The sequence below is a fragment of the Vibrio sp. T9 genome (genome assembly GCF_003123985.1).
In the GTDB taxonomy this organism is placed as follows: domain Bacteria; phylum Pseudomonadota; class Gammaproteobacteria; order Enterobacterales; family Vibrionaceae; genus Vibrio; species Vibrio diabolicus.
Genome location: NZ_NIGY01000009.1, coordinates 17,062 through 40,347 on the forward strand (window position 1 = coordinate 17,062; position 23,286 = coordinate 40,347).

At 44.6% G+C, this 23,286-nt stretch carries 19 protein-coding genes and 2 tRNA genes; 10 read left to right on the forward strand and 11 right to left on the reverse strand.

All coding sequences use genetic code 11. The features are described from left to right. Positions 1-114 precede the first annotated feature (114 nt). Both flgP and CBX98_RS18555 read right to left on the reverse strand, forming a co-directional pair. Positions 115-546, reverse strand: a complete 432-nt coding sequence (gene flgP / locus CBX98_RS18550) for a flagellar assembly lipoprotein FlgP (RefSeq protein ID WP_047009552.1) — start codon at positions 544-546, stop codon at positions 115-117. Positions 547-555: 9 nt separating this feature from the next. Continuing rightward, on the reverse strand, positions 556-1,194 hold the full coding sequence (locus tag CBX98_RS18555) for a FlgO family outer membrane protein (protein ID WP_005382013.1): 639 nt from the start codon (positions 1,192-1,194) through the stop codon (positions 556-558). A gap of 170 nt (positions 1,195-1,364) precedes the next feature. On the opposite strand from CBX98_RS18555, the gene CBX98_RS18560 reads away from it, so the two are divergent. The 3 genes from CBX98_RS18560 to CBX98_RS18570 all read left to right on the forward strand — a co-directional run bounded on the left by CBX98_RS18560 (position 1,365) and on the right by CBX98_RS18570 (position 3,536). Beyond that, positions 1,365-2,498 (forward strand): flagellar assembly protein FlgT, encoded by a 1,134-nt coding sequence (locus tag CBX98_RS18560; protein ID WP_109169979.1) that lies wholly within the window; start codon positions 1,365-1,367, stop codon positions 2,496-2,498. A 177-nt stretch (positions 2,499-2,675) separates the two neighbouring features. Next, positions 2,676-2,752: transfer RNA gene (locus CBX98_RS18565), tRNA-Arg, on the forward strand. Between the two features lie 277 nt (positions 2,753-3,029). After that, positions 3,030-3,536 carry a hypothetical protein gene (locus tag CBX98_RS18570; protein ID WP_031780328.1) on the forward strand — a complete coding sequence of 169 codons (507 nt, stop codon included), beginning with the start codon at positions 3,030-3,032 and terminating at the stop codon, positions 3,534-3,536. A gap of 113 nt (positions 3,537-3,649) precedes the next feature. Here CBX98_RS18570 and CBX98_RS18575 read toward each other — a convergent pair whose 3' ends face one another. The 4 genes from CBX98_RS18575 to chiP form a co-directional block, all read right to left on the reverse strand. Further along, complete coding sequence (locus CBX98_RS18575; protein WP_109169980.1) at positions 3,650-4,612, reverse strand: OmpA family protein; 963 nt, start codon at positions 4,610-4,612, stop codon at positions 3,650-3,652. 640 nt (positions 4,613-5,252) lie between these two features. Beyond that, positions 5,253-6,680, reverse strand: a complete 1,428-nt coding sequence (gene gltX / locus CBX98_RS18580; RefSeq protein ID WP_053807682.1) for a glutamate--tRNA ligase — start codon at positions 6,678-6,680, stop codon at positions 5,253-5,255. 178 nt (positions 6,681-6,858) lie between these two features. Next, entirely contained in the window at positions 6,859-7,452 is a 594-nt protein-coding gene (locus CBX98_RS18585; protein ID WP_048626113.1) for a DUF2057 domain-containing protein, read from the reverse strand. 125 nt (positions 7,453-7,577) lie between these two features. Further along, the gene (gene chiP, locus CBX98_RS18590) at positions 7,578-8,699 is read right to left on the reverse strand and encodes a chitoporin (RefSeq protein WP_006743034.1); all 1,122 of its coding nucleotides are present in this window, start codon (positions 8,697-8,699) and stop codon (positions 7,578-7,580) included. 479 nt (positions 8,700-9,178) lie between these two features. Here chiP and CBX98_RS18605 point away from each other — a divergent pair, with 479 nt between their 5' ends. Then, complete coding sequence (locus tag CBX98_RS18605; protein ID WP_109169981.1) at positions 9,179-11,908, forward strand: heavy metal translocating P-type ATPase; 2,730 nt, start codon at positions 9,179-9,181, stop codon at positions 11,906-11,908. 21 nt (positions 11,909-11,929) lie between these two features. Continuing rightward, positions 11,930-12,379 carry a DUF411 domain-containing protein gene (locus tag CBX98_RS18610; protein WP_012842060.1) on the forward strand — a complete coding sequence of 150 codons (450 nt, stop codon included), beginning with the start codon at positions 11,930-11,932 and terminating at the stop codon, positions 12,377-12,379. A 55-nt stretch (positions 12,380-12,434) separates the two neighbouring features. On the opposite strand, the gene CBX98_RS18615 is transcribed toward CBX98_RS18610, so the two are convergent. Next, a complete protein-coding gene (locus CBX98_RS18615; protein WP_005382004.1) occupies positions 12,435-13,127 on the reverse strand; it encodes an oligogalacturonate-specific porin KdgM family protein in 693 nt (230 codons plus the stop codon). A 438-nt stretch (positions 13,128-13,565) separates the two neighbouring features. Then, positions 13,566-16,217 (reverse strand): beta-N-acetylhexosaminidase, encoded by a 2,652-nt coding sequence (locus CBX98_RS18620; protein WP_109169982.1) that lies wholly within the window; start codon positions 16,215-16,217, stop codon positions 13,566-13,568. A 495-nt stretch (positions 16,218-16,712) separates the two neighbouring features. Here CBX98_RS18620 and CBX98_RS18625 point away from each other — a divergent pair, with 495 nt between their 5' ends. Next, entirely contained in the window at positions 16,713-17,585 is an 873-nt protein-coding gene (locus CBX98_RS18625) for a TraB/GumN family protein (protein WP_006743037.1), read from the forward strand. A gap of 127 nt (positions 17,586-17,712) precedes the next feature. After that, positions 17,713-18,135: a hypothetical protein gene (locus CBX98_RS18630; RefSeq protein WP_065645201.1), complete on the forward strand. Its 423-nt coding sequence runs from the start codon at positions 17,713-17,715 to the stop codon at positions 18,133-18,135. A gap of 303 nt (positions 18,136-18,438) precedes the next feature. Here the strand turns inward: CBX98_RS18630 and CBX98_RS18635 are convergent. Continuing rightward, positions 18,439-18,515: transfer RNA gene (locus CBX98_RS18635), tRNA-Pro, on the reverse strand. Positions 18,516-18,775: 260 nt separating this feature from the next. On the opposite strand from CBX98_RS18635, the gene CBX98_RS18640 reads away from it, so the two are divergent. The 3 genes from CBX98_RS18640 (at position 18,776) to rluF (ending at position 20,883) form a co-directional block, all read left to right on the forward strand. After that, positions 18,776-18,916, forward strand: a complete 141-nt coding sequence (locus CBX98_RS18640; RefSeq protein ID WP_005382236.1) for a DUF3149 domain-containing protein — start codon at positions 18,776-18,778, stop codon at positions 18,914-18,916. Positions 18,917-19,048: 132 nt separating this feature from the next. Next, positions 19,049-19,630 (forward strand): DNA endonuclease SmrA, encoded by a 582-nt coding sequence (gene smrA, locus CBX98_RS18645; RefSeq protein ID WP_005393162.1) that lies wholly within the window; start codon positions 19,049-19,051, stop codon positions 19,628-19,630. Between the two features lie 95 nt (positions 19,631-19,725). Next, entirely contained in the window at positions 19,726-20,883 is a 1,158-nt protein-coding gene (gene rluF, locus CBX98_RS18650; RefSeq protein WP_046874288.1) for a 23S rRNA pseudouridine(2604) synthase RluF, read from the forward strand. A gap of 64 nt (positions 20,884-20,947) precedes the next feature. On the opposite strand, the gene ybaK is transcribed toward rluF, so the two are convergent. Together ybaK and ushA are read right to left on the reverse strand one after the other, a co-directional pair. Continuing rightward, on the reverse strand, positions 20,948-21,421 hold the full coding sequence (ybaK, locus tag CBX98_RS18655; protein WP_109169983.1) for a Cys-tRNA(Pro) deacylase: 474 nt from the start codon (positions 21,419-21,421) through the stop codon (positions 20,948-20,950). Positions 21,422-21,523: 102 nt separating this feature from the next. Continuing rightward, positions 21,524-23,206 (reverse strand): bifunctional UDP-sugar hydrolase/5'-nucleotidase UshA, encoded by a 1,683-nt coding sequence (ushA, locus tag CBX98_RS18660; protein ID WP_109169984.1) that lies wholly within the window; start codon positions 23,204-23,206, stop codon positions 21,524-21,526. Positions 23,207-23,286: the final 80 nt, after the last annotated feature.

Sequence of the window (23,286 nt, forward strand, 5' to 3'; positions counted from 1 at the left end):
ACGTCACTCCTACCCCACACCATCTCTAGAATGTAGATATAAAAAAGCGACTCATTGTTGCCAATCAGCCGCGGGAAAGATTATCTGGTCTTCTGAAGTAATGCGCTTAGTGCATTAGAACAAGGTTTGTTGACGCTTCTCAGGCACCTGTTGAACTTCTCCGTAATCACGTAGCTTATCCATTTTACGAATATCAAGACGCAGCTCTGTCACGTAACTGTCCTCAACAAGATAACTACGCACAACTTCTGCACCGCGAATCACACCATCAACCGCACCTGTAGTGCTCTCAATACCTAAACGCTGGTCTTGCAGTTCTGCACGTCCACTAACACGCATACCATACACTTGTTCTGCCAGTTCACGGTATGCATCAATTTTTGATGCGCGCATTGCTCGTACGCGCTTTTCTTCTACTGTGCGGCCTGTTTGCTCACTGACACTCGCATAACCCACTGCCACTAAGATTTCATCTTGACGCATCTGTTGTAGTGGCTGACACCCCACCAATACCAGTGTGGCAATAATAAATAATAACTTCTTCATGCTTCTATCCTATGGACGCAGAATCACAGTGTACGGCTGACGAATGGTTGGGTCTGAGCGAATCAACACGCCATCTTGCGTACGGATACTGTTTAACGTATCTAAGTCACGACCAATACGGTCAGCCGGAAGGAAACCCTGCGCCGTTGCTACAACCACACGGCTCTGCATACCGACCACACGTGCATTGACCAGCACCCCGCCCTCTTGGCGCAGCATCGTGCCGGTCAGTACATACTGAATTTGTTGCTCTTGCGCCAGATCTTGCCAATCACGGCTTAAAGCAAAATCGCCCTGCTGCGTCACTTGGATAGAGCCCGTAGTTTTGAAATCAACCACTTTGAACCCTCGGCGCTGGAACTGATGGATAAAACCTTCCGAGACCGAGTTACCTAACCAGTTTGTTGCATCCATATTTTGTAGATCAACAAACGAGGTAATCGCAATCGGTGTCCGCGCAGATACCGCCACATTAGAAACCATCAGGTCTTCGGTCATGCTTTCAATGAAAAAGTCCATCGTATGACGTGGACTATCCATAAGCATAAACTGGCTTCCCGAGTACGGTTCTTTACCATTGTAAATCGGTGAGTACGCGCACGATGTCAGAAGCGTCATCATCGATGCGGCGACAAGCCACTTTTTCATGGTTTGATTCTCCAGATAATCTGAGGTGATACCGTTCTTGATTAATTCCTTTCTAAGAAAGTGAATATTGGAACAGTCTTTGCTTTTTCTTTGTTTGCCTAACGAAGAAAAATCCACCAAACTTCACTGAAATTGTTAAAGCAATATTTATACCCGAACGGTTGTAATCAATGAAAAAAATATTAAACAGTCTGTTTTCAATCACTTTAGTGATGCTTGTTCCTTTTAAAGTAATGGCATCTTGGTATGAAGTAACAGGCGTTGCCACTATCGTTTCTTCAGAAGAGACGGCAAGGCTCCATGCGTTGGAAGACGCGCTGTTCAAAGCCGTCAATTTTTCGGGCGCAGATATTGGCAGTATTAGCAATTTGATGCCGCTACTAGAAAAAAGCCGTAACGAGTACCAGTTTACCAACCATGAAGTCCGTTACATTTTGGTCGAGTCTGAGCGTAAACGTCGAGGTAAAGTCGAGGTAAAAATTCGCGTCGATATTTATCCATCGGCAACGGGTTGCCACACCGACCAATACAAAAAGACGATCCTTGTCGGCAATATTGAGGTTGCCTCACCACAACAAGCGGTGATGGGGCAGATTTACCAAGTGGGTGACGATTTTAGCCGCGTGGTGAATCGCCAGCTGGATCAAACCTCTCGCAGCTTTGTGTCTGTGGGTACAACGGACTATTCAATTAGCAGTAACTATCCCGCTCGTACTCAAATGATCGCGCAAGACAACGGCGCACAATACATCATTGGGGGAGTCATTACCGATCTCACTGCGACGGTCGAATCTCAACTACTGCAAGATGACATCATCAATCGTCAGTTTGCGTTAGAGATGAAAGTATTTGATGGTAAAACTGGCCATGAAGTCTTCAACAAAGCCTACCGTGAAGTGGCGCGTTGGCCATTTGCCAAAACGAGCCAAGTAGATACTCGCAGTGCGCGCTTTTGGGCGTCGACCTATGGCGAGATGATGCTACGCGTTAGTCGCAATATAATGCTGGATCTAGAGTCAGAGCTGTCTTGCAAAATTACGCTGCCAGAGGTCGTCGCAGTCTTCGGCAATACGGTAACGATGGATCTCGGCCGTATGCATGGCGTAAAAGAGGGAGACAAATTGCAACTTTGGCACACCGCATCATTTATCGACCAAAACGGATTACCAAGAAATAAAGTATCGCAAAGTGAAATTACATTGACGGTATCTCGTATATACGAACACGAAGCCGAGCTGACGATTGATCAGCCAAATTTAGCGTCTAGTGTTCAAATTGGCGACGTAATGAACAAGATCCTATAAAAGCAAACATTAAGTCTTGAGATATGCTCACTTTTGAATATCATAGGCAGCGCATCTTATTTGATTATACCAATGACCGTAGTAAGTCGTTCAAAGTGATGCTGATAAAGATCTAAACAAAGTTGCTAGGTTTGCATTCAGTAAAACGGTTCAATGAACTGCAACTATTGGTATTACGCCCCCATGGCACAGCTGGATAGCGCAGTCCCCTCCTAAGGGACAGGTCGTAGGTTCGAATCCTACTGGGGGCGCCATATCATAGCCTTAGCTCCCACTTGAGCTAAGGCTTTTTTGTATCCACTATTTCGAGCTTCACAGAGCGTTTCCAAGTAACGTGTGAAACAATTTCCTCAGTAATCAATATGATCGCCTCGCTCCTTTACTCGACGAGATAAAACCTTTTACTGTTCCGACCTCTTCCCCTTGAAATCATTTCAACAAGCCCTATTTACAGTTTTGTATTTTATTACTTTAATTATCTATGAGTTTTGCTTACCCTTTTAGCTATTAATAAAATTATTAGTTAGCACTATGTCTAAGAGCAATTTAATAACTAACACTGGACACCGCTTTATTTCTAAAGGCAAGACTGCCTTTAAGATTCATATCCATACCCCCGAGGACACGGTATTGCACCGCTCGGTTGGGTTTGTTCGTATTGGAGAAAAGAAAGGCTTACAAAAAGCCATTAAGCTGAGAAACGAATTAGGCCGGCAAATGTGGGGCAAATTTTGGCGACGTCTTTTGAAGGATCCTTATCTCATGACCAGACTCCCACACAGCGTTGAGCCAAAAATTGTTCACAAACCTAACCCCACTCTTGAAAACCCAGATAACCGAGATACGTGTTACATCGCTAAGTGGCGAGAGTTCAATGACGACGGTGACTACAAATACAAAACGGTGGTTCGCTCTATTAGTAAATACGGCAAGCTTGCCGCCTACATGCAAACCAAAAAAGCGTTGCTAGAAGCACATAAAGACAACTTGGAAATCCTAACGTTCATGGGGCGCTTAAACAGCATTGACCTCAAGTGATGTTTACCGTTTTTAACTTTTCAGTCCGTTTCAAATAGAAATGAAAAAGCCCCAAAGAGCGAATTCTTTGGGGCTTTCAGCTTTAGTCTTCTATACTACGGTCGGATAGAAGCTTATTGCTGAACTTGGTATTCAAATTCTGGAACAACGATTTCTACGCGACGGTTTTGCTGACGACCTTCACGAGTGTCGTTTGAAGCGATTGGATTGTTTTCACCTTCGCCACGCGCTTGAATACGTGATGAATCAATGCCTTTTTCAACAAGTGCGTTAGCTACAGATTCCGCGCGTTTCTCAGAAACTTTTAGGTTGTAAGCTGCTGGGCCAGAAGTATCTGTGTAACCTACAACTTCAACGTTCGCTTGTGGGTGCTCGTTTAGGAAAGCAACTAGGTTATCAAGTTTTGCAGCGCTCTCTGGTTTTAGATTTGTGCTGTTTAGATCAAAGCTACCAGTGCCGATTGTTTGAGTTTCGAATGTTTTCGTTACAACTACTGGCTCTTCTACCACTTCTTCTACAACCACTTCTTCAACAACAACTGGCTCTTCTACGATTACCGGCTCATCGTTGCCACCGAATTTGAAAGAAACACCCAGTGTTGCTGTGTTACCTGTCGCACGAGTTACATCGTTGCTGATATCAGTCAGAGTTTGGTATTCCGCGCGAGCAGTTACGTTTTGGCTTAGGTTGAACTCAAGGCCAGCTGCGCCTAGGTAAGAGTAATCATCTTTACCATCAAACATTACGTAAGCGCCACCCACTTTACCGTAAAGTGCGATGTCTTCAGTGATTGGTAGGCTGAATTTAGGTGCAAGAGTGATTGCTTCTACATGGCCACCGAAAGAAGTTTGGTTAAAATCACCGATGTTGTCGAAACCTGCTTCTACTGCGAAGTATTTATTCATTTCGTAACCAACAAAAGCGCCAAGAGTAGAGTCGTCTTTGTCACAAGCCTGGCCCGCTACACACGCGTCTTCCATCCATGACTTACCCATCTTACCACCAACGTATACTTCTGCTTGTGCTGCTGAAGCCATAAGTAGAGACGCTGAAATTACCGCTGCTAATTTTTTCATTATTGATTCCTCTAAAGAAGTTCTTTTGTTAGATGCCGAAATGCGCCGTCTGACTGACGTTGTATTTCAATTCTTTTTATTCATTCCTTGAGTGAGATACTTAGTCAGCTTCTTTTTATGCACATGCATTTTTTTTATGGAAGCTACTTACGTACATTTCCTGTTCAGTGATACATATCGCCATCTCGGTATCACTGACGGGGTGAACTATAACGCTAAGAAATCGCGAGAAAAATCCCAATTCTGTCAATTTATTGTCATCAAAAATCTCAACAACATGTGATCTTAAGCAAAAAAATCCCCACACAATCACGACGCAAACGTTTGCTTTATTTTCTGGAACACTACAACTTAAGCAAAGTTTTTTCTTAAAAATGAGACAACAAAAATGGAACTTTAAGGAAGGCGGATAAAAATCAATCAGATATTTGATATATAATCGCTCGTTTTTTATTCATGCCAACGATATTTGGATTAAAAAATCTTATCCATACCTAGGTGAATTACGGTCCTAAATACCACATCCTTCACCGACATATGAGAAGGTTTCTCATTATCTAGGATTCAGATACAAAAAAGCCGCGGGTGTTTACCGCGGCTTTATGACTATTTATTCAAAAGAACGTTTAGTTCAAAGCAATTATGCGTTTGCTTCACGCTCAGCAATGAACTCAAGCGCCATCTTAATACGAGCAACACAACGCTCTTTGCCAACCAGTTCCATTACTGCATCGACAGAAGGAGACTGACCGCCGCCTGTTACAGCAACACGTAATGGCATACCGATTTTGCCCATGCCGATTTCTAGCTCTTCACAGACTGCTGCGATAACGCCATCTTTGATGTTTGCTGTTGTCCACTCGGTCAGTGCTTCAGCTTTCGCTAGAGCAAGCTCTAGAGGCTCTTTAGCCACACCGCGTAAGTGTTTCTTCGCTGCGCCCGCTTCAAACTCAGAGAAATCTTCGTAGAAGTAACGGATTTGCTCAGCTAGCTCAACCAGCGTGTTGCAACGCTCACCCACTAGCTTGATCACGTCAGTGATAGCAGGACCATTCGTTACGTCTAGTTTTTGTTGATCTAGGTGCCATTGTAGGTGCTCTGCAACGTACGCAGGATCTGAATTTTTGATGTAATGGTTGTTCAACCATTGCAGTTTGTCCGTGTTGAAGGCAGACGCTGACTTAGATACTGCGTTTAGGCTGAATAGGTTGATCATCTCTTCTTGAGAGAAGATTTCTTGGTCGCCATGAGACCAACCTAGACGCACTAGGTAGTTGTTTAGTGCTGCAGGCAAGTAACCCATATCGCGGTATTGCATGACCGATACAGCGCCGTGACGTTTCGACAGTTTCGCACCGTCATCACCTAAGATCATTGCACAGTGCGCAAACGTTGGTACTGGTGCACCTAGTGCCTCGTAGATGTTGATTTGACGAGGCGTATTGTTGATGTGGTCTTCACCACGAACAACGTGAGTGATACCCATGTCCCAGTCATCCACTACTACACAGAAGTTGTAAGTAGGTGAACCGTCAGTACGACGAATGATTAGGTCATCCATTTGATCGTTGCGGATTTCGATACGACCACGAATTTGGTCTTCGAATACTACGCTGCCCTCTTTTGGGTTACGGAAACGGATAACACATGGGTCGCCGTCTTTTGCCGCTTCGTTTGCCGCTTTGATTTTTGGATGGTTCGCATCGTAACGAGGCATTTCTTTGTTTGCTTCTTGCTCTGCACGGATTTCATCTAGCAGCTCTTTAGACGCGTAACATTTGTAAGCTTTGCCTTCTGCCAGCAGCTTATCAACCATTTCGTTGTAACGATCAAAACGTTGAGTTTGGTAGTAAGGACCTTCATCCCACTCCAAGCCTAGCCATTCCATGCCTTCAAGAATTGCATCAACCGCTTCCTGAGAGTTACGCTCAAGGTCTGTATCTTCGATACGTAGAACGAATTCACCACCTTGGTTTTTAGCGTATAGCCAAGAGTAAAGTGCAGTACGCGCACCACCAACGTGTAGATAGCCAGTTGGGCTAGGAGCAAAACGAGTTTTAACCGTCATTTGAGTTCCTTAGGGGTAATGAGCAACGAGAGATCTCTCGTTGTAATGTCAAGGATAAAAGTGGCGACATTTTACCACCGTAAGTCAATTCTACAATCGGTTTGACACCAGAAATACAAACAGGGCAGCACCAATAAAGGTACTGCCCTCCTATTTACTGTTAAAGTGCAGAACGAAATTACTTCAGGTTACGCATCGCCCATTGCATAAATTCTTGCTGCTCTTCACGGCTTAACTCATTAAACGATGCTTTGATTGTTTTGGTTTCCGCCGGAGAAGACGCAATGCTTGCCTTGGTCGATTCTTTGTTCATTGCATTGTTATAGTCAGCCACTTCTCGCTCGTAATCACGAAAACCTTGCAAGCCACCTTTACGAAGTTGAACCATAGAGAATTCCACTTCTTTTCCGTGTTTGTCTTTCAATACCACTTTGGGATCAAGTTCGAAAGCTTTCGCTTCTTCGATGGTACGGAACGCTTTGTAAGTCAGCGATAGTTCGGCGTCTTTTTCTGCTTCAAACTCTAATACCAGTGGCTGCGAATCGAACTTACGGCGCTTGCCATCTTCAAAGACAATTTGTCCAACCGTCACCGCCAACTGATTTTCCCCGTCCTTCAGCTCGATGCTGTTATTTTTGGAAATCCACTCAGGGTACACGAACTCACCGTTGAGAACGCGAGGAACCAGTTCAGCTTGCAGAGTCAGTTGAGCAGCAAAAGCAGGCGCAGAAAGCATTGCGCAAAGTCCGAGAAGTGTCGTTGTTTTTTTCATCGTGGTTTCTCACTTTATACCAATTTAGATAAGCCTCTAAAACTTACAGGCCAGTCATTCCAAAGGCTTATTTGAATCAGTATCAAGACAAAAAGGGCGTTTCCGCCCTTTTAGCTGCTTCTTTATTAGAAGTAGTATTCAACACCCACAGAGAACTCATCGTAGTCTGCAGATTTCCAACGCGCTTCTGTTGGTTTATCCAGTTGATATGCACCGTCGCCAAAGTCTAGAGTACGAGCACGTACGTAAAGCACTGCCGATGGGTCTACGAAGTACATAACTTGTGCAGATAGTACATCGTCTGCTGTATCGTTAATGGTCTTACCGTCACGCTCTAGATCGAAGTTCGCTGCGTAAGCCAGTTTGTATTGCCAATCACCAGTGGTGTACATGATAGCGGCAGACATTGCGTCTTGCTTCTCACTCACGCCGTTGCTTGCGTCAGCTTCCATGTATTTGTATTGCGCGAAGAAAGAAATACCGTTATCAAACCAGCCTTGAGCCCCCACCAAGTATGTGTTGTTTTCCCACGTTTGGCCTTCCATCTTAATGTTACGGTTACCCTCGTATGCGGCATCTAACTGAATTGGACCAATTTTGTAGTGCGCTGCGATACCACCCCAGTAATCATCACCTTCACCCAGACCCGCTTTGTCACCTGCACCAGCCGCAATATCTAGAGAGAATTTGTCCGCATACATTGGCGAGTCCCAACGAATGGTGTTTGATTGACGGTCTTGATACTTAGCACCACCAATTGCACCACCCCAGTCGTAAACGTCACCGAGACCTGGGTTAGATGCAGGCCAGTCAACCAATTCGTACATCGGTGTTAATACACGACCTAAACGAACTTGACCCCAAGATGCACTTTCAAAACCGACGAATGTGTCACGTTCACCAAGACCTGCACCCTCGCCGCCAAAGCTAGGGTCAACGTAACCACCTTCGATTTGCCAAATAAAAGTAGGACCGAAGTTAGCAAATTGTTTTTTACCACGGAAACCGATGCGAGATTCGTTGTTTAGCTGCATGCCACCTAGATCATCGTCCGTTGCTTTGTTGCCAGAATCGTAATCGCGGTACGCGGCCTGCATCGCGATGATCCCGTAAACTTCATAAGAGAATGAATCTTTGGTTAGGAACTCTTTTGCTGCGTCACTGTTTGCACCATCAGCAAATGCAGCACCACTGAACATCATGCCTGTGATTGCCGTAGCAAGTAGGCTTTTCTTTAGGTAAGACATTTTTAACCCCTATATTTTTTAGTTTTTTCCATTTTCAAATTCGCTAACTAGGACATGGCAGGAACTTGAAACAATGTTTGGACGGGGCAAATATGACAAACTTTTTTCGCACTAAAAAACTTTCCCTACAGCAATCTGAGCGACTTCAAAATGAGAAGATCAAAAATAATATAATCAATTAAAAATCAAAAGCTTAAATTTAAATATAAAAAATCAAAAACGTTAAAAGCACTTTTTGACACTGAACTGACATTGAGAGCATCTCAAAAGCGTGAGCGACTTCATTCATCTTTTAGGTGTTTTAACGGAACTTTATATTCAGAGAGAAAAAACCTTGAGATCACTCGCAAGTAAAATGGCGGTGAACTTGTGTGATTCAAGCGATTTTGACGAAATTGTTGTGAGCCCAAAATGGGTATTGACCTTACCCTTGCAGGAAGGTTTAAGCTCAATGTATCACTATTATTGAGGTGCAGATTATGTATCAGTTTGTTATACCTTTATCAGGGCTCAACTGCATGGGCTGTGCGAGAAAAGTTGAGAAGGCTTTACATGCGAATCACGATGTAGAGATCCTCACTTTGTCCCCAACGCAAGTCGAGGTCAAAACCGAGTCCTCGCTTAAAGAGCTTGTTTCATCAATTGAATCTCTTGGTTACCAAGCAGGAAATCAGTACGAGTTAAGCCTTTCAGGCTTAAGCTGTGGCGGCTGCGTGAAAAAACTCTCGTCTTTATTAGACTCTCATCAAGACGTTATTTCTTTCGAGGCTTCAACGACGCACTTAGAGATTCGTACCCTGCTCTCCGAGCAACAAGTCATTGAGCTAGTTGCCAGCTTGGGCTATACGGCCAACAATAGCGCTGTTACTGATAACTCAGTTGCTGAAGAGCACAAGGCAATCACTCCCGATCAACGCCAAAGCCAGACACATCAAAGCGAAAAAGGCGACCAAGCAGCGCCTGACGAGCAACCTGCAGGCACGGCTCAACTACAGATGTTGATTCAAGGTATGACCTGTGCAAGCTGTGTCGCATCAGTAGAAAAAGCCCTGACTAATGTACAAGGGGTTGAAAAAGCTCAGGTAAACCTCGCAGAACAAAGCGCACTGGTGTTTGTGACTGAAGACTCAGATTCGTTACATCAATCTATTTTGCAATCTGTCAAACAAGCGGGTTACCAAGGCGAGGTTTTACAAGACGCCGCGACACAGCAAGAAAAGAAAGCGCAGCAACAACGTCAACAGCAAAAACGTTTTAAGTTGGATGCAATTGCTGGCCTTGTTGTGGGTGCCCCTTTAATGATTTGGGGTGTTGCTGGTGGCAACATGATGATTCGCAACACCAATGACCAATTGGTTTGGGGCTCGATCGGTATTGTGTGTTTGCTGCTGCTTGCCACTGCCGGAAAGCAGTTCTTTAGTAACGCTTGGTTAGCGGCCACTCACAAGCGCGCCACGATGGATACCTTAGTTGCGCTCGGTACTGGCGCAGCGTGGTTCTATTCTATGCTTGTGGTGATTTTCCCAGATTGGTTCCCAATGGCATCTCGTCATGTTTACTTCGAAGCCAGCGCGATGATCATTGGTTTGATTTCACTTGGTCACTATATAGAAGCCAAAGCGAAAGCAAACACAACTCGCTCGCTTCAGGCTTTGGTGAACTTACAGCCTCAACAAGCGACCGTCATCACTGAGCAAGGTGATAAACAAATCGCGGTAGAAGAAATCACTTTAGGAATGAAATTACGTATCAAGCCGGGAGAGAAAGTGCCCGTCGACGGTACGGTAATCAATGGTGAATCGTATATCGATGAGTCCATGCTAACTGGTGAACCCGTTCCTGTATTAAAAGCACAAGAGGCACATGTATCCGCAGGGACATTGAATACCGACGGCTCTCTCACTATAGAGGCTACCGGAATCGGCGCAAATACGATGCTCGCACGTATTATTCGTATGGTGCGCAGCGCTCAGAGCAGCAAGCCCGCCATCGCTAAATTGGCAGACCAGATTTCATCGGTGTTTGTCCCTGTCGTTGTAGGCATAGCAATACTGGCCGCGCTTGTTTGGTTTGCCGTTGGCCCAGAGCCAAAAGCGAGCTATATGCTGGTGGTCACCACAACCGTACTTATCATCGCCTGCCCTTGTGCTCTAGGCTTAGCAACCCCACTTTCTGTTACGGTGGGAGTGGGTAAAGCCGCAGAACTCGGCATTTTGATCAAAGATGCTGATGCCCTGCAGCTAGCGAGTAAAATAGATACGGTAGTGTTCGATAAAACAGGCACGCTTACCCAAGGTAAACCAAGTGTGCAGCAAGTGTTTACTCACACCACCAGCCAAGAAGAGCTGTTGGGGTTAGCGTACGCCGCCGAGCGTCAGTCAGAGCACCCACTAGCAAAAGCGGTATGCGACTTTGCTAATCAGCACGACACGCAAGAAGTGACTCTCGATAAATTTGAAAACGTTCGTGGGCGCGGCATTTTGGCAACGTATCAAGGTAAACCGCTGCTTATTGGCTCGCTTCAATTTATGCAAGCGGAAAACGTTGCAACAGAGGCACTTCAGGATGCAATTGACGAATGCGCTCAGAATGCATGGACTCCGGTTGCCGTTGCGCTCGATGGTGAGTTAGTCGGCCTGATCGCCATTGCTGACCCAATCAAATCAGATGCAAAACAAGCGCTCTCTGCATTAAAATCGCAAGGCATCAAAACGGTAATGCTGACGGGTGACAACCAGCACGTAGCCAACGCTATCGGTCAAGAACTTGGTATTGATGAAGTAATCGCTCAAGTAATGCCAGATGAGAAAGCTCAGCACATTGAGCAACTTCAATCCCAAGGCCATGTCGTGGCAATGGTGGGGGATGGCATCAACGACGCCCCTGCTCTCGCGTTAGCCAACCTTGGTATTGCAATGGGTAGCGGCAGTGATGTCGCCATTGAAAGTTCGCAAATGACCATCCTGAACACGTCACCAATGGCGGTGGTACATGCGATTGAACTGTCGCGCGCTACACTTAAAAACATGAAGCAAAACCTATTTGGTGCCTTCGTTTATAACTCACTGGGGATCCCTGTTGCCGCAGGCGTACTTTATCCTGCATTTGGATTTTTGCTCAGCCCAGTTGTCGCAGGTGCGGCAATGGCGCTGTCATCTATTACTGTCGTTAGTAATGCAAATCGACTACGACTTTTTTCAGTAAAATAACCACTTATATTTGAGGCTATTATGAAGTTGAAATTATTGACCTTTGCAATGCTTGCGACCGCATCCGCCAACGTATTGGCAGCTGATGTCATTAACCACAAATCGCCATACTGCGGCTGCTGTGGTGAATGGACAAAACACATGGAAGAGAACGGATTTACGGTCGAAGAGAAATTGCACGATGACATGAACGCCATAAAACGCGATCTAGGCATCAAGAACGAACAGCTTTACTCTTGCCACACAGCAGAAATCAACGGCTATGTGTTCGAAGGTCACATTCCAGCCGAAGACATTAAAGCATTCTTAGAAAATCCACCACGTAACGCAAAAGGGCTCTCGGTACCGGGCATGCCAATGGGTTCCCCTGGTATGGAGTATGGCGATAAAAAAGACAGCTACACTGTTTACGCCTTTAACGAAAAAGGCCAAGTGTTCGAATATAGCCACCACGAAGGCAACGACAAATAACAAGAAAGCCCAGCAAATCAATTGCTGGGCTTTTTCTTAATGGACAAATATAAGATTAGAAGCCGTAAGAGGCACCAAATACAAACGCATTGTTAACTAGGCTATCACCACTTGCGTTTTCTGCACCGTGTGCTTGGCTACGGAACTCAAAGTAAGGCTGAACACCTTTACGTGTCCACGTTGCGCGAAGTTCGTGGTCCATCGTTTCCGCTTCAATCATGTAGACGTTGTTGTAGCTTAGCGTCACATCTTCATTCATCACGTAACCAATACGGTTATCCATGCGGTAGTCTGTATCCGCATCTGCGTCTGTCGCATCAATATGCGCACGAGTACGGTTACTTAGCGAGATACCGTTATCGAAGTTGTAACCGATCTTAACCAATGGACGGTACTGTACGTTCTCGCCAGCAGAGAACAAGTGTTGGTAACCCGCTGCAACCCATAAATGATCGGTAATGTTAAATGACTGCTCACCACCCACAGTGATTGCTGGTGTTGTGTTACCCGCGCCACCGTTTTCTGTTTCCAGTTTACCCAGCTGAATACCATCAAACTCGGTGTAAACCGTAAAGCCACCAAATTGGTTATCAAAAGTATGACCAGCTTCCAGTGTAGACGTAACGTCCGAACCATGGATTCGACCATCATCGTGGAATTGAACGTTACCTGTTACGTAAGAAGAACCAGCAAAAGCGCTAGAAGCGAAAGCGAGAGAAAGAGCACTCAGTGCAAAAATGTTTTTCATAATTACTGCCTTTATTTATTCACGTTATGCGACTGTGTTAAAGGGCTTCTCTTCCCTTTTATCGCAAACTTTGGAATGTGCCTCCTTGGCGATCGCAATATTGTTCCAATTAATTCGCGATGGAAAATAAAACATTTTAAAAAGTGATCTTGTTCAAACCGACGCTCAACAACCCTGATAAAAGTATGGTAAATACAGGCACTTACCGTATTTTTCTATAATGATTCAAAAAATAGAAGTGTGATCATAAACAGGTAATTTATTGATATTTAGCAGATTAAGTCGATCCAGTTCACAATAAGCCTGACCATTACAAGCTAAAACTTATTTATCAATGAAAAATAATTAGACATTGGTCACACTTAATTTCCCCTAAAAATAAAGAAACCCTCAACATGATATTGAGGGTTTGCTTAAATTTAGCTGAGAAGGTTAAGGTTATTCCACACTAGTTACGCGGCTTGCTCTTTCCCCTGTCGCCGATACAGAGCGGATAAACACTTCTCCTTTCACACTTGGACGAGCATTGTCTGCGTAAGTCAGCCAGTTTTGACCGTCTAACGAGTATTGCAGTTCAACGCCAGGGAACTGAACGTTCATAGCTAGCTTGCCGTTTTCTACTTTCGCACCAGGAATTGGAAGGCGGTAGTCGATACCAGATTTTTCTAGCTTAGCCAGTTCACGTTGGCCAAGTACGTTCGCAAAGCGGTTGTAGTCTTGGTTTAGCGATGCTTTATCAACTAGGTTAGAGTTTTGCGAGTACTCAACACCGACTTTGTAGTCATTCTCCCAATCTGCACGGTGCCATGCACGCTCTGCAGCTGCAAGTACGCGAGGAAATACCATGTACTCGTATTGCTCATCGTTACGTACTGTCTCAGACCAAAGCTGTGCTGATAGGCCGTAGAAAGGTTTCGCTTCGATTTCACCTTTACCAGTAAAGCCGTTGCCATCGCGGTCTACAGAGGTTTCTGCGTTCTGAGGCATGTTCTCTGGTGCAAAACCAAACATCTTACGCGTATCGGTTGCACGTGTTGCCCAGTAGTAACCACGCTCTTTCGGATCAACTTCGTATGGCATGTCCATGTACACATAGTCAGGGTTAGAAACGATCACGTCGTAACCTTTCTCAGACCACTCGTACACTGATGATGTACCACCCCAGTAAAGAACGTCCCAGAAGTTAACACGCGTATTTTCTGTTGCGAATGCTTTCTCACCTTCGCTGTATTTCAAACCATCTTGCCATGCTTGGAAGCTTGGAATGCCTTTCTCAGCAACTAATTTTGATACTTCTTGTGCAAAATGACTCGGTAGGTGAGCAAAATCGCTCACTGTGCCTTCTGCGATTAACGCCTGACACTGTGGAGATTGCGCGAATGGCTTGTCTTGTTTCGACAGGTCAATCGTGCCTTTCCAGCTTACTTTGTCTTCTGCGTTAACGTCTTGGAAACCAGCACCTAGCTTGATGTTCTTCGCCTCGTCACCACCAAAGTGCCATGTCGTTAGCGGTGCCCCAGCTTCAGCGTGCATTGCTGCCACTTCTGAAATCACTTTATCTACAAAGCGAGTGGAAGATTCCATACACGGGTTGATAAAGCTTTGCCTATCGTAGAACTGAACCGTAGTGACATTAGAAGTATCTTGAGGATCCATCAGGCGGTATTCGTTCGCTTCAGCTTCCTTACCTTCTTCCATCAGGCGGTCGTAACGTGCTTCCATTGATACTACCGCTGCACGCGCGTGTGCTGGCATATCGATTTCGGGAATGACTTCAATGTTCCGCGCTTTCGCGTATTTCAAGATTTCCACATAGTCTGTTTTACTGAAGTAGCCAGAGCCAAAGTTGTCTGTCGTTGGACCGGAACCAAGCTGAGGCAGTACGCAGCTTTTCTCTTGTGTATCGAAACAACGATTAGCGCCAACCTCTGTCAACTCAGGTAGGCCTGGGATTTCCAAACGCCAGCCTTCATCATCGGTTAGGTGAAGGTGAAGTTTGTTCATCTTGTACGCTGCCACTTGGTCTAGCGTTGCAAGAATTGCGTCTTTAGAGTGGAAGTTACGAGCTACATCCACCATCACACCACGATAATCAAAGCGAGGTGCATCTTGAATAGACAGTTGTGGTAGAGAATCAGCATTTTGGCTATCTACCAGGCCAAAGATAGATTGTACTGCGTAGAAAGCACCTGCTTGGTCAAACGCTTTAATCACAATACCATCGCCTTTGATGCTCATCTCGTAAGCACCAGATTTTGCTAATTCACCAGTGAAGTCTGCAGGAACAACAGTGATGCTTACAGGAAGATCACCACGAACGTCCACACCTACCACTTCTGCACGATCTTGAATTGCTGCGAATTGAGTCGCATCGAATGCGTCTTTAGGCAGCGCAATACCCGCAGCGATATCTACTGTACCTTTGCCTGCTTCAACAGACATTGGCGTTGGTAGTAACGTGGTTGATACATCTTGTTTTGCTAGGTCTTCGTTCTTCTCGAAGCGAGACACAGCGTTTGCAAATACGTTGTTGTCATCTGGCGTACGTTTTAGGTTGTTACCCTCAAGGCCAGTCACGAAAGACGCAACGTCTTCTGTGTTAAGAGAAGCGATCATCTTAGGTTCTGCGTTTGGTGCAGCCACGAAAGCGCCCGGCATAAAGTCGGTTTCAAATAGCTGCCAATATTCGCCAATTAGTGGAAGTACCACTTCTTCGCCCGCCGCAAAGCCATCAAACTTATCTGTTGGTTCCAGTTTGTGTAGGTCACCCGTTACACGAGAAATTTTGAACTGATCATTATCTACATCCAAAATCAGACGAATGCTGTGGAAGTAGATAGCCCAATCTTTAGAGTTAACCGCTTCACCTTGGTTAACTAGCGTCATGTTCACCTTGTTACAAGAAGCCCACTCAGCCCCTAAATCCTGACAAGCAAGACCTTCGTTTGCACCGTGGTTAGTCAACACTTGGTATTGAATATCAAGGTTATTAGCCAGTGAATTTACAGCTTGTTGCTCAGAGCTTTGCAGAGCAGAGCAACCTGCTAATGTGGTGATAACAGAAACAGCAATCAGACTAGGTTTAAACATCTTACTTCCCCAAAAAAGTCAGTGGTTCAAAACGACAATGATAAAAATCGCGGCTCCTCAAATGCGAGGGGCCTAACAGTTGCATTCAACATACAACCAGTTATTTCTAAGCGTAAAATAAATAGAAATAGGAAGTGATCTAGTTCAAAAAATGATACTCAGCAAAAACCATAAAAACTTAACTTTCATGAAGTTACAAGCTACGTCAAAATCGAACAACTTGTTTTGACGAGTTTGCTGCGATCTAGGTCACTCATATTCATGAGTTACGACTGATTTTGTAAGATTTGGATCACGCCTAATTATTTTGTGAACCATTAGTAAGCGAATGACCTATTTATCTTTCGTGAAGTGACTCTCATTTATTCGTCGTCAAAACTCGTCAATATTTTTAGAAATGACGATTTTGTCGAATATCCCCACTAGAGAAATTGCACTTAACCTCAAGCATTTTTGCGTATAAAGTTTAAAGGTATCTTACCTGAGGACCATTCTATGTTTCGTCTCTTGACACTCATATCATCCCTACTTGTTGCCTTTGCTCCCTTTTCCTCTTATGCAGAACCGCAACATTGGTTAGCAAAAAAAGGGGAAACCGAGCTGATGATCATTGGCTCTGTGCATGTGGGCGATAAAACGATGTACCCACTCCCTAAAACTATTACTCAGCACTTAAGCCAAAGCGCTGGGTTGATTATCGAAGCAGATGTCAGAAACTCTGAAGGCTTGGTTTACCCACAAACAACCATCCTTTCTAAAGATGTTTTAGATAAGGCTCAACGTCGCCACTTAGTCGAGATAGCACAAGATTTAGGGTTGCCTGAAACTCAACTTTTAAATTCTCCACCATGGACGGCTGCATTAACCATCCAACTCGCTTTAGTCAACAAACTGGGGTATGTCTCTGATAAAGGGGTCGACATGCACTTAATAGGACTCGCTGATAAAAAACAAATCCCGGTCATTCCACTGGAGTCCGTGCAATTCCAAATTGATTTAATAGCAGGTCAATCAGAAGGCGGTAAAGAGATGCTCCTCTCGTCAATTGAAGAATATGACGGTGGGGAAGAATTGGTTCAGTGTTTGATAGAAAGCTGGAAGAGCGGTGATGGTAGTATGTTGGTCGAGGCATCATTAACCGATCAAGCAACAGAAGATTTTAATCAGGCTTTCTTATATGAGCGCAATCGAGATTGGGCAAAAAAGCTTGATACTGGCAGTGTCCTACCTCAACGTTCGGGTCGCTATACCGTTGTTGTCGGCAGTTTGCATTTAGTTGGTAAAGATAATCTGATTGAGCTGCTTAAAAAAAGGGGCTTTGACATAAAACCACTCGGTAAAACCCGCCAAGCTAGGTGCCATATTTAGAAATTTATTTGAAGGCAGCCGGCCTCATCAATGATGAATAGCAAGGCATCACGCTAACACGATCACTGACAATGGTTTACTCCTCTGCTAAAACGACTCTAACCTATGCGGATACATAATAACTCATATGAAATTTAAAGCTTTATTCCTATGCGTGAGCAGCATGATGCTCACTTCATCGCTTGCTTATGCTAAACCGTCATGTAACGTAGAAAATTTTCAAGCTATTGATATAACCCCAGAAGCAAAAGGCGGGGTATTAGATAAAGAGAGTGGCCAGTTTCTTATTACCGAAAAACCAATGATGCGTTGTGCGAACATCACTTTTTCCACTAACCATACCCGAAATCGTGTCGCACATATGATGAATCAAGGCTTTGAAGCTGTTTACTTTGATGGAAGTACGAGCAAATCTCACTCTGTCACGTTTGATGAAGACGAACTAAAAGCAGGTTACATCAAAGTTGGTCCAAACCATCCAAAGACCGCTTATGTTTGCTTCACAACTTCTGAAACTCCTATCAGCACTATCTCGTGTGACATCAAGTAATAAATTTACTCGCTCTAAAAAATGAAAAGGCCCTACATCTCTGTAGAGCCTTCCTCTCAATACGTGTCGGTGAAGTGCCATATTCTAACGTCAGGTGAACCCATTTGGCTCAATACTATTGAAGTCTAAAATTACTAGCGCTAAAAACGACGAAAGCCTGCTCATTGAGCAGGCTTTCTAAAAGTGGTCGGTGAAGTAGGGATTCGATTGGACTGGCATTCCAGACCCCGACCCTCTGGCTCCAAATAAATATCACCAAATACGAAAAAGGCTCTACATTTCTGTAGAGCCTTTTTCTCAATATGGTCGGTGAAGAGGGATTCGAACCCCCGACCCTCTGGTCCCAAACCAGATGCGCTACCAAACTGCGCTATTCACCGAGATGTTTAACTGAGGACTTGTCCCCGTCAACGAATGCGTATATTACGGATTCTGAACTGTGACGCAAGTGCTTTTTACAAAAAAACCTTAGGTCTTAATTCGTTTGATGAATAACTGAACACTAGCACGTAAAATGTGACTGATAACTCACAACAAAATACAGTTTATTAACCTTAGCAACATAATTGATCCAGATCAGTGTGCAACAAGGCACTGCCATTTAGTTTTATGCCTGTCGGGAACATCTTGGAGGAAACGTATGGACTTTTGGCTTGATCTCCTATTTGGTAATGCAGTGGGTCTATCGTCAATGATAGTAATCTTTGGGGCAATTGGTCTGATGTTATTTTACGGCGGTTTCTTCATATACAAGATCATGAACGACAAATCTCCTCACTAGATCTCGCTTAGCTCTAGAAACGCTTTGCACCGGAGTCGGTTACTTGCCTACTCCGGTTTTTTATTTGATCTCAATGCACCACTCATTGATATAATCCTATTATTCCTCCCTGTTCTTAATGAGATTACTACTATGTCTCACGATGACGATTTTGATCTGTTCCAACAGATGATGGGCGATGTAAAGCCGATCACTCAAGACACCGCCGAACACAAAAAAGTACACCAAGTAACCGAAGCACAGCTCGCCAAGAGAGAAGCGGCAATCTGGCTAACAGAAGATGACCCAGAATACCTGTCACTTGATCACGCAGAAATGCTGAAACCAGAGGACTTTGTTGAGTTTAAACGTGATGGCGTACAAGACGGGGTTTACCGGAAGCTTCGTCTTGGCAAATATCCAATCCAAGCACGCCTAGATCTGCATCGTAAAACATTGAAAGAAGCTCGTGATGAAGTCGTAAAGTTTTTAAAACAGTGCCTATCAATGGACATACGAACGGTCGTTATTGTCCACGGCCGAGGAGAACGCTCAAATCCACCAGCACTAATGAAAAGCTTTGTTAGCAGCTGGCTACAACAAATCAGGGAAGTTCAGTGCGTGCATAGTGCGCAACGCTTTCACGGTGGAACCGGAGCCGTTTACGTTCTACTTAGAAAAAGTGCGGAAAAGAAATTAGAAACTCGCGAACGTCACCAAAAACGGTTGGGCTAAATTTCACCCTAATGCTAGAATGCCCGCCCTTATTCTTCCTTCCCTTTCACGGGAAGGAAACTTCATTCGCCGTTGTGAAACGTTAGGAGACAAAAATGTCACAAGACAACGCTAAACGATTAAATAAATTCATCAGTGAAACTGGCTTTTGTTCACGCCGTGAGGCAGACAGACTGATTGAACAAGGTCGTGTCACCATTAATGGAAACAAGCCTGAAATGGGTACAAAAGTGCTACCTGGTGATGATGTTTGTGTGGATGGTAAGCCAGTTGCAGCAAAAGAGAAGCCGATTTATATCGCTCTCAATAAACCAACAGGCATCACCTGTACAACAGAACGAGATGTACCTGGAAACATCGTTGATTTTATCGGTCACAAAAAACGTATCTTTCCGATCGGCCGCTTGGATAAACCCTCTGATGGTCTGATTTTTTTGACCAACGATGGCGACATCGTTAACAAAATCCTCCGTGCTGGCAACAGCCACGAAAAAGAGTACGTTGTGCGCGTGGACAAACCGATTACAGGTGAGTTTCTCAAACAGATGTCGAGCGGCGTTAAGATTCTCGATACCGTCACTCTACCTTGTAAGGTAACGAAAGAGACTAAGTTCTCTTTCCGTATTGTTCTCACTCAAGGACTTAACCGCCAAATCCGTCGTATGTGTGAAGCACTAGGTTACGAAGTCTTTAAGCTTCGTCGTGTTCGAATCATGAATATCTCTCTTGACGGTATTCCGAACGGAAAATGGCGTTACTTAACTGACGATGAAGTCGCTGAGATTCTTGCTATGTGCGATGGTTCGGTGGGTACAGAAGAGGCATCTCGTGTTGACTCAAAAGGCCGCAATATTCGTAAAGCGACCGACGCGAAGTTATATGACAGCCGTGAAGAAAACCAAGACTCGGTATCTCGACGAAATCAAAAGCCACGTACCTACCGCGGAAATAACGCAGACGATTTTCGTCATGCTCCAAATTCGAAAAAAGGTCAACAAAAGCGCCGTCAGCGTGAAGACGAAGGCGGACGTCCAGCAAAAGAACATTACAAAACGAAACCACAAGGTGAACGCAGCAGACCGCAAAGCGAGCATGGTAAATCACACCGTAAACCAGATGCATCGAGCAATACGCACTCAGCAAACAAGCCTCAATCACCGAGTAAGCCTAAGCAGCATTACATGAACCCAAATGTCGCGAAGCCAAGCAAACCAGCTAAACGCACCGGTGGTACATTGAGTCTGAAGAAGTAACGCTTCACTGACAGGCAAGATCAAAAAAGGACGCTCATGAGCGTCCTTTTTATTTGTCATGAGTTTACAAACAAAGAGGTGCAAACTGACCACGAGTTAATCCAAGCAAATCTCTCGGGGCGAGTTCAATCTCTAATCCTCTCTTCCCTGCGCTTACACAGATGGTGTCTTGCTCTGCTGCGCTTTCGTGCAAAAAAGTAGGTAAAGCTTTCTTCTGCCCCAGTGGGCTAATCCCACCAACAACATAACCTGTGGTCTTTTGCGCGATTTCCGGATCAGCCATATCGGCCTTTTTGCCCTTCGCTGCTTTCGCTGCCAGTTTTAGGTTCAGCTTTTGATCAACAGGGATAATCGCAACCGCAAGGTTCTTTGGCTCGCCGTTCAAGCAGAACAGCAAGGTTTTAAATACTGTTTTCGGATCCTGCCCCAGTACTTCAGCAGCCTCCAAGCCATAACTATCGGCTCTAGGGTCGTGCTCATACTGATGAATCGTGTGTGGAATTTTTTTCTTTTTCGCAAGATTAATGGCCGGAGTCATCAAGATTCTCCTCATAAAAACAAAAAGCGCAGATTGAATCGGATCTGCGCTTTTAGTTAATGATATCAGCGAGTTTGAGTCAATCGCTTTTTCTCTGTTGGGTTACTGATCAATCGCCGTATCAACTAAATACGTGATTTCACCTGAAGGGGCATACTCATTAACATCAACAGGGCTGTGTGTTTCTAAATAATCCTTCAAAACCTCAGCATCGGTAAAACCTGTATTTACATACCCTGGATGATCATCGATTTTAGGGTAACCATCACCACCAGCAGCATTATAGCTTGGTACGGTAAAGCGGTAATTACCATCTAAGCGAAGTTGCTTATTACCAATGAACACATTGGTTACCTCACCATTATTGATACTCATCGCAATACCCGCAAACTGCGCGTAAGCTCCAGAGTCGACAGGCTTAGTTGCAACAACATTTAGGTAATCCAATACTTCTTTGCCCGTCATATCAACGTAAGAGACCATATTGCCAAATGGCTGAACAGTCAGCACATCTTTGTAGGTAATGTCACCTGCTGCAATCGAATCACGAACGCCGCCAGAATTCATTACGGCGAAATCTGCTTTTGCCCGTTCCATGTGAGCCGTTGCAATTAATCGACCTAAGTTTGTTTGCTGGTAACGAACCACACTGCGGTCACCCTCAAGCTTACCGTTAGATTCTGCAATCTTCACGTTTAGCTTGCCCTGACCTTTTTCTTGATAAGGACGAAGAAACTCAAGCATCGCTTCGTCTTGTTCAATCTCTTCTTGGATCAAAACTCGTTGCGACTGGCCATCAACTTTAATTTTCTTTTTCAAGTTTACTGGGATCAGATCGTAGCTCACCATCGAGAGTTCGCCATTACGAAACTCGTAATCGGCGCGTCCCACATATTTCCCCCACTCATGTGCCTGAACAATAAAGGTACCATTTTGTTTATCGGGCTGACATTCATCACCTGGTTTAAAGTTCTTTTTGATGACGTTTGGACCTTCCATACAAACCGGCTCTTGTGAGTGACCACCGACAATCATATCCAGATCACCTTCATTCAAATAACGAGCTAACGCTACATCACCAGGTGCATTGATGCCTCTATTGCCATTCTCATAGTGTCCCATATGTGTGACAGCAAAAATAAGGTCTGGGTACTCCGTTTCTTTCAGCTCAGCAATTAGATTCTTGGCTTCTTCTTTTGGGTCACGGAAGTCAATTTGTTCAATGAATTCAGGGTTGCCAAGTTTCGCTGTATCTTCGGTTGTAAGACCAATTACTGCAATCTTAATACCCTGTTTGTTAAACATCGCGTACGGTTGGAATAGGCGCTTGCCAGTATTTTTATCGTAAATATTGGCAGACAACATCGGAAAACTTGCCCACTCTTGCTGCTTGAAAAGCACATCCAATGGATTATCAAACTCATGATTACCTAGCGCCATCGCATCGTAACCAATTTTGCTCATGCCTTTAAAATCTGGCTCGGCATCTTGTAAATCAGACTCAGGTACTCCAGTGTTGATGTCACCACCAGAAAGCAGTAACACACTGCCCCCCTCTGCTTGTATTTCTTCACGCAAATCATCTATTAACGTTTTACGTGCCGCCATACCGTACTCGCCGTATCGATTTTGCCAAAAACGACCGTGATGATCGTTAGTGTGTAGCACGGTCAATTTATAGGTTGTATCGGCATTCCATTCTGGTGCAGGTTGCGTACCACACCCAGCTAACGAGGCCAAAATAGCGGCACTCAACGCAGTTTTAATAATCAGACGCTGCTTCATTTATTTACCTTTTTTCTTATTGGGAGTCACTGATGCACATTCCCAGCGGCCTAGAGCCTTTACAGCAAGAAGCTGAGAAT

Excerpts from the sequence above, each read along its gene's own strand:
- gltX (WP_053807682.1), bottom strand. The coding sequence starts at position 6,680 with ATGACGGTTAAAACTCGTTTTGCTCCTAGCCCAACTGGCTATCTACAC.
- CBX98_RS18575 (WP_109169980.1), bottom strand. The coding sequence starts at position 4,612 with ATGAAAAAATTAGCAGCGGTAATTTCAGCGTCTCTACTTATGGCTTCA.
- CBX98_RS18610 (WP_012842060.1), top strand. The coding sequence starts at position 11,930 with ATGAAGTTGAAATTATTGACCTTTGCAATGCTTGCGACCGCATCCGCC.
- CBX98_RS18625 (WP_006743037.1), top strand. The coding sequence starts at position 16,713 with ATGTTTCGTCTCTTGACACTCATATCATCCCTACTTGTTGCCTTTGCT.
- smrA (WP_005393162.1), top strand. The coding sequence starts at position 19,049 with ATGTCTCACGATGACGATTTTGATCTGTTCCAACAGATGATGGGCGAT.
- CBX98_RS18570 (WP_031780328.1), top strand. The coding sequence starts at position 3,030 with ATGTCTAAGAGCAATTTAATAACTAACACTGGACACCGCTTTATTTCT.
- CBX98_RS18615 (WP_005382004.1), bottom strand. The coding sequence starts at position 13,127 with ATGAAAAACATTTTTGCACTGAGTGCTCTTTCTCTCGCTTTCGCTTCT.
- CBX98_RS18560 (WP_109169979.1), top strand. The coding sequence starts at position 1,365 with ATGAAAAAAATATTAAACAGTCTGTTTTCAATCACTTTAGTGATGCTT.
- CBX98_RS18555 (WP_005382013.1), bottom strand. The coding sequence starts at position 1,194 with ATGAAAAAGTGGCTTGTCGCCGCATCGATGATGACGCTTCTGACATCG.
- CBX98_RS18630 (WP_065645201.1), top strand. The coding sequence starts at position 17,713 with ATGAAATTTAAAGCTTTATTCCTATGCGTGAGCAGCATGATGCTCACT.
- CBX98_RS18620 (WP_109169982.1), bottom strand. The coding sequence starts at position 16,217 with ATGTTTAAACCTAGTCTGATTGCTGTTTCTGTTATCACCACATTAGCA.
- CBX98_RS18640 (WP_005382236.1), top strand. The coding sequence starts at position 18,776 with ATGGACTTTTGGCTTGATCTCCTATTTGGTAATGCAGTGGGTCTATCG.
- chiP (WP_006743034.1), bottom strand. The coding sequence starts at position 8,699 with ATGTCTTACCTAAAGAAAAGCCTACTTGCTACGGCAATCACAGGCATG.
- rluF (WP_046874288.1), top strand. The coding sequence starts at position 19,726 with ATGTCACAAGACAACGCTAAACGATTAAATAAATTCATCAGTGAAACT.
- flgP (WP_047009552.1), bottom strand. The coding sequence starts at position 546 with ATGAAGAAGTTATTATTTATTATTGCCACACTGGTATTGGTGGGGTGT.
- ushA (WP_109169984.1), bottom strand. The coding sequence starts at position 23,206 with ATGAAGCAGCGTCTGATTATTAAAACTGCGTTGAGTGCCGCTATTTTG.
- ybaK (WP_109169983.1), bottom strand. The coding sequence starts at position 21,421 with ATGACTCCGGCCATTAATCTTGCGAAAAAGAAAAAAATTCCACACACG.
- CBX98_RS18585 (WP_048626113.1), bottom strand. The coding sequence starts at position 7,452 with ATGAAAAAAACAACGACACTTCTCGGACTTTGCGCAATGCTTTCTGCG.
- CBX98_RS18605 (WP_109169981.1), top strand. The coding sequence starts at position 9,179 with ATGTATCAGTTTGTTATACCTTTATCAGGGCTCAACTGCATGGGCTGT.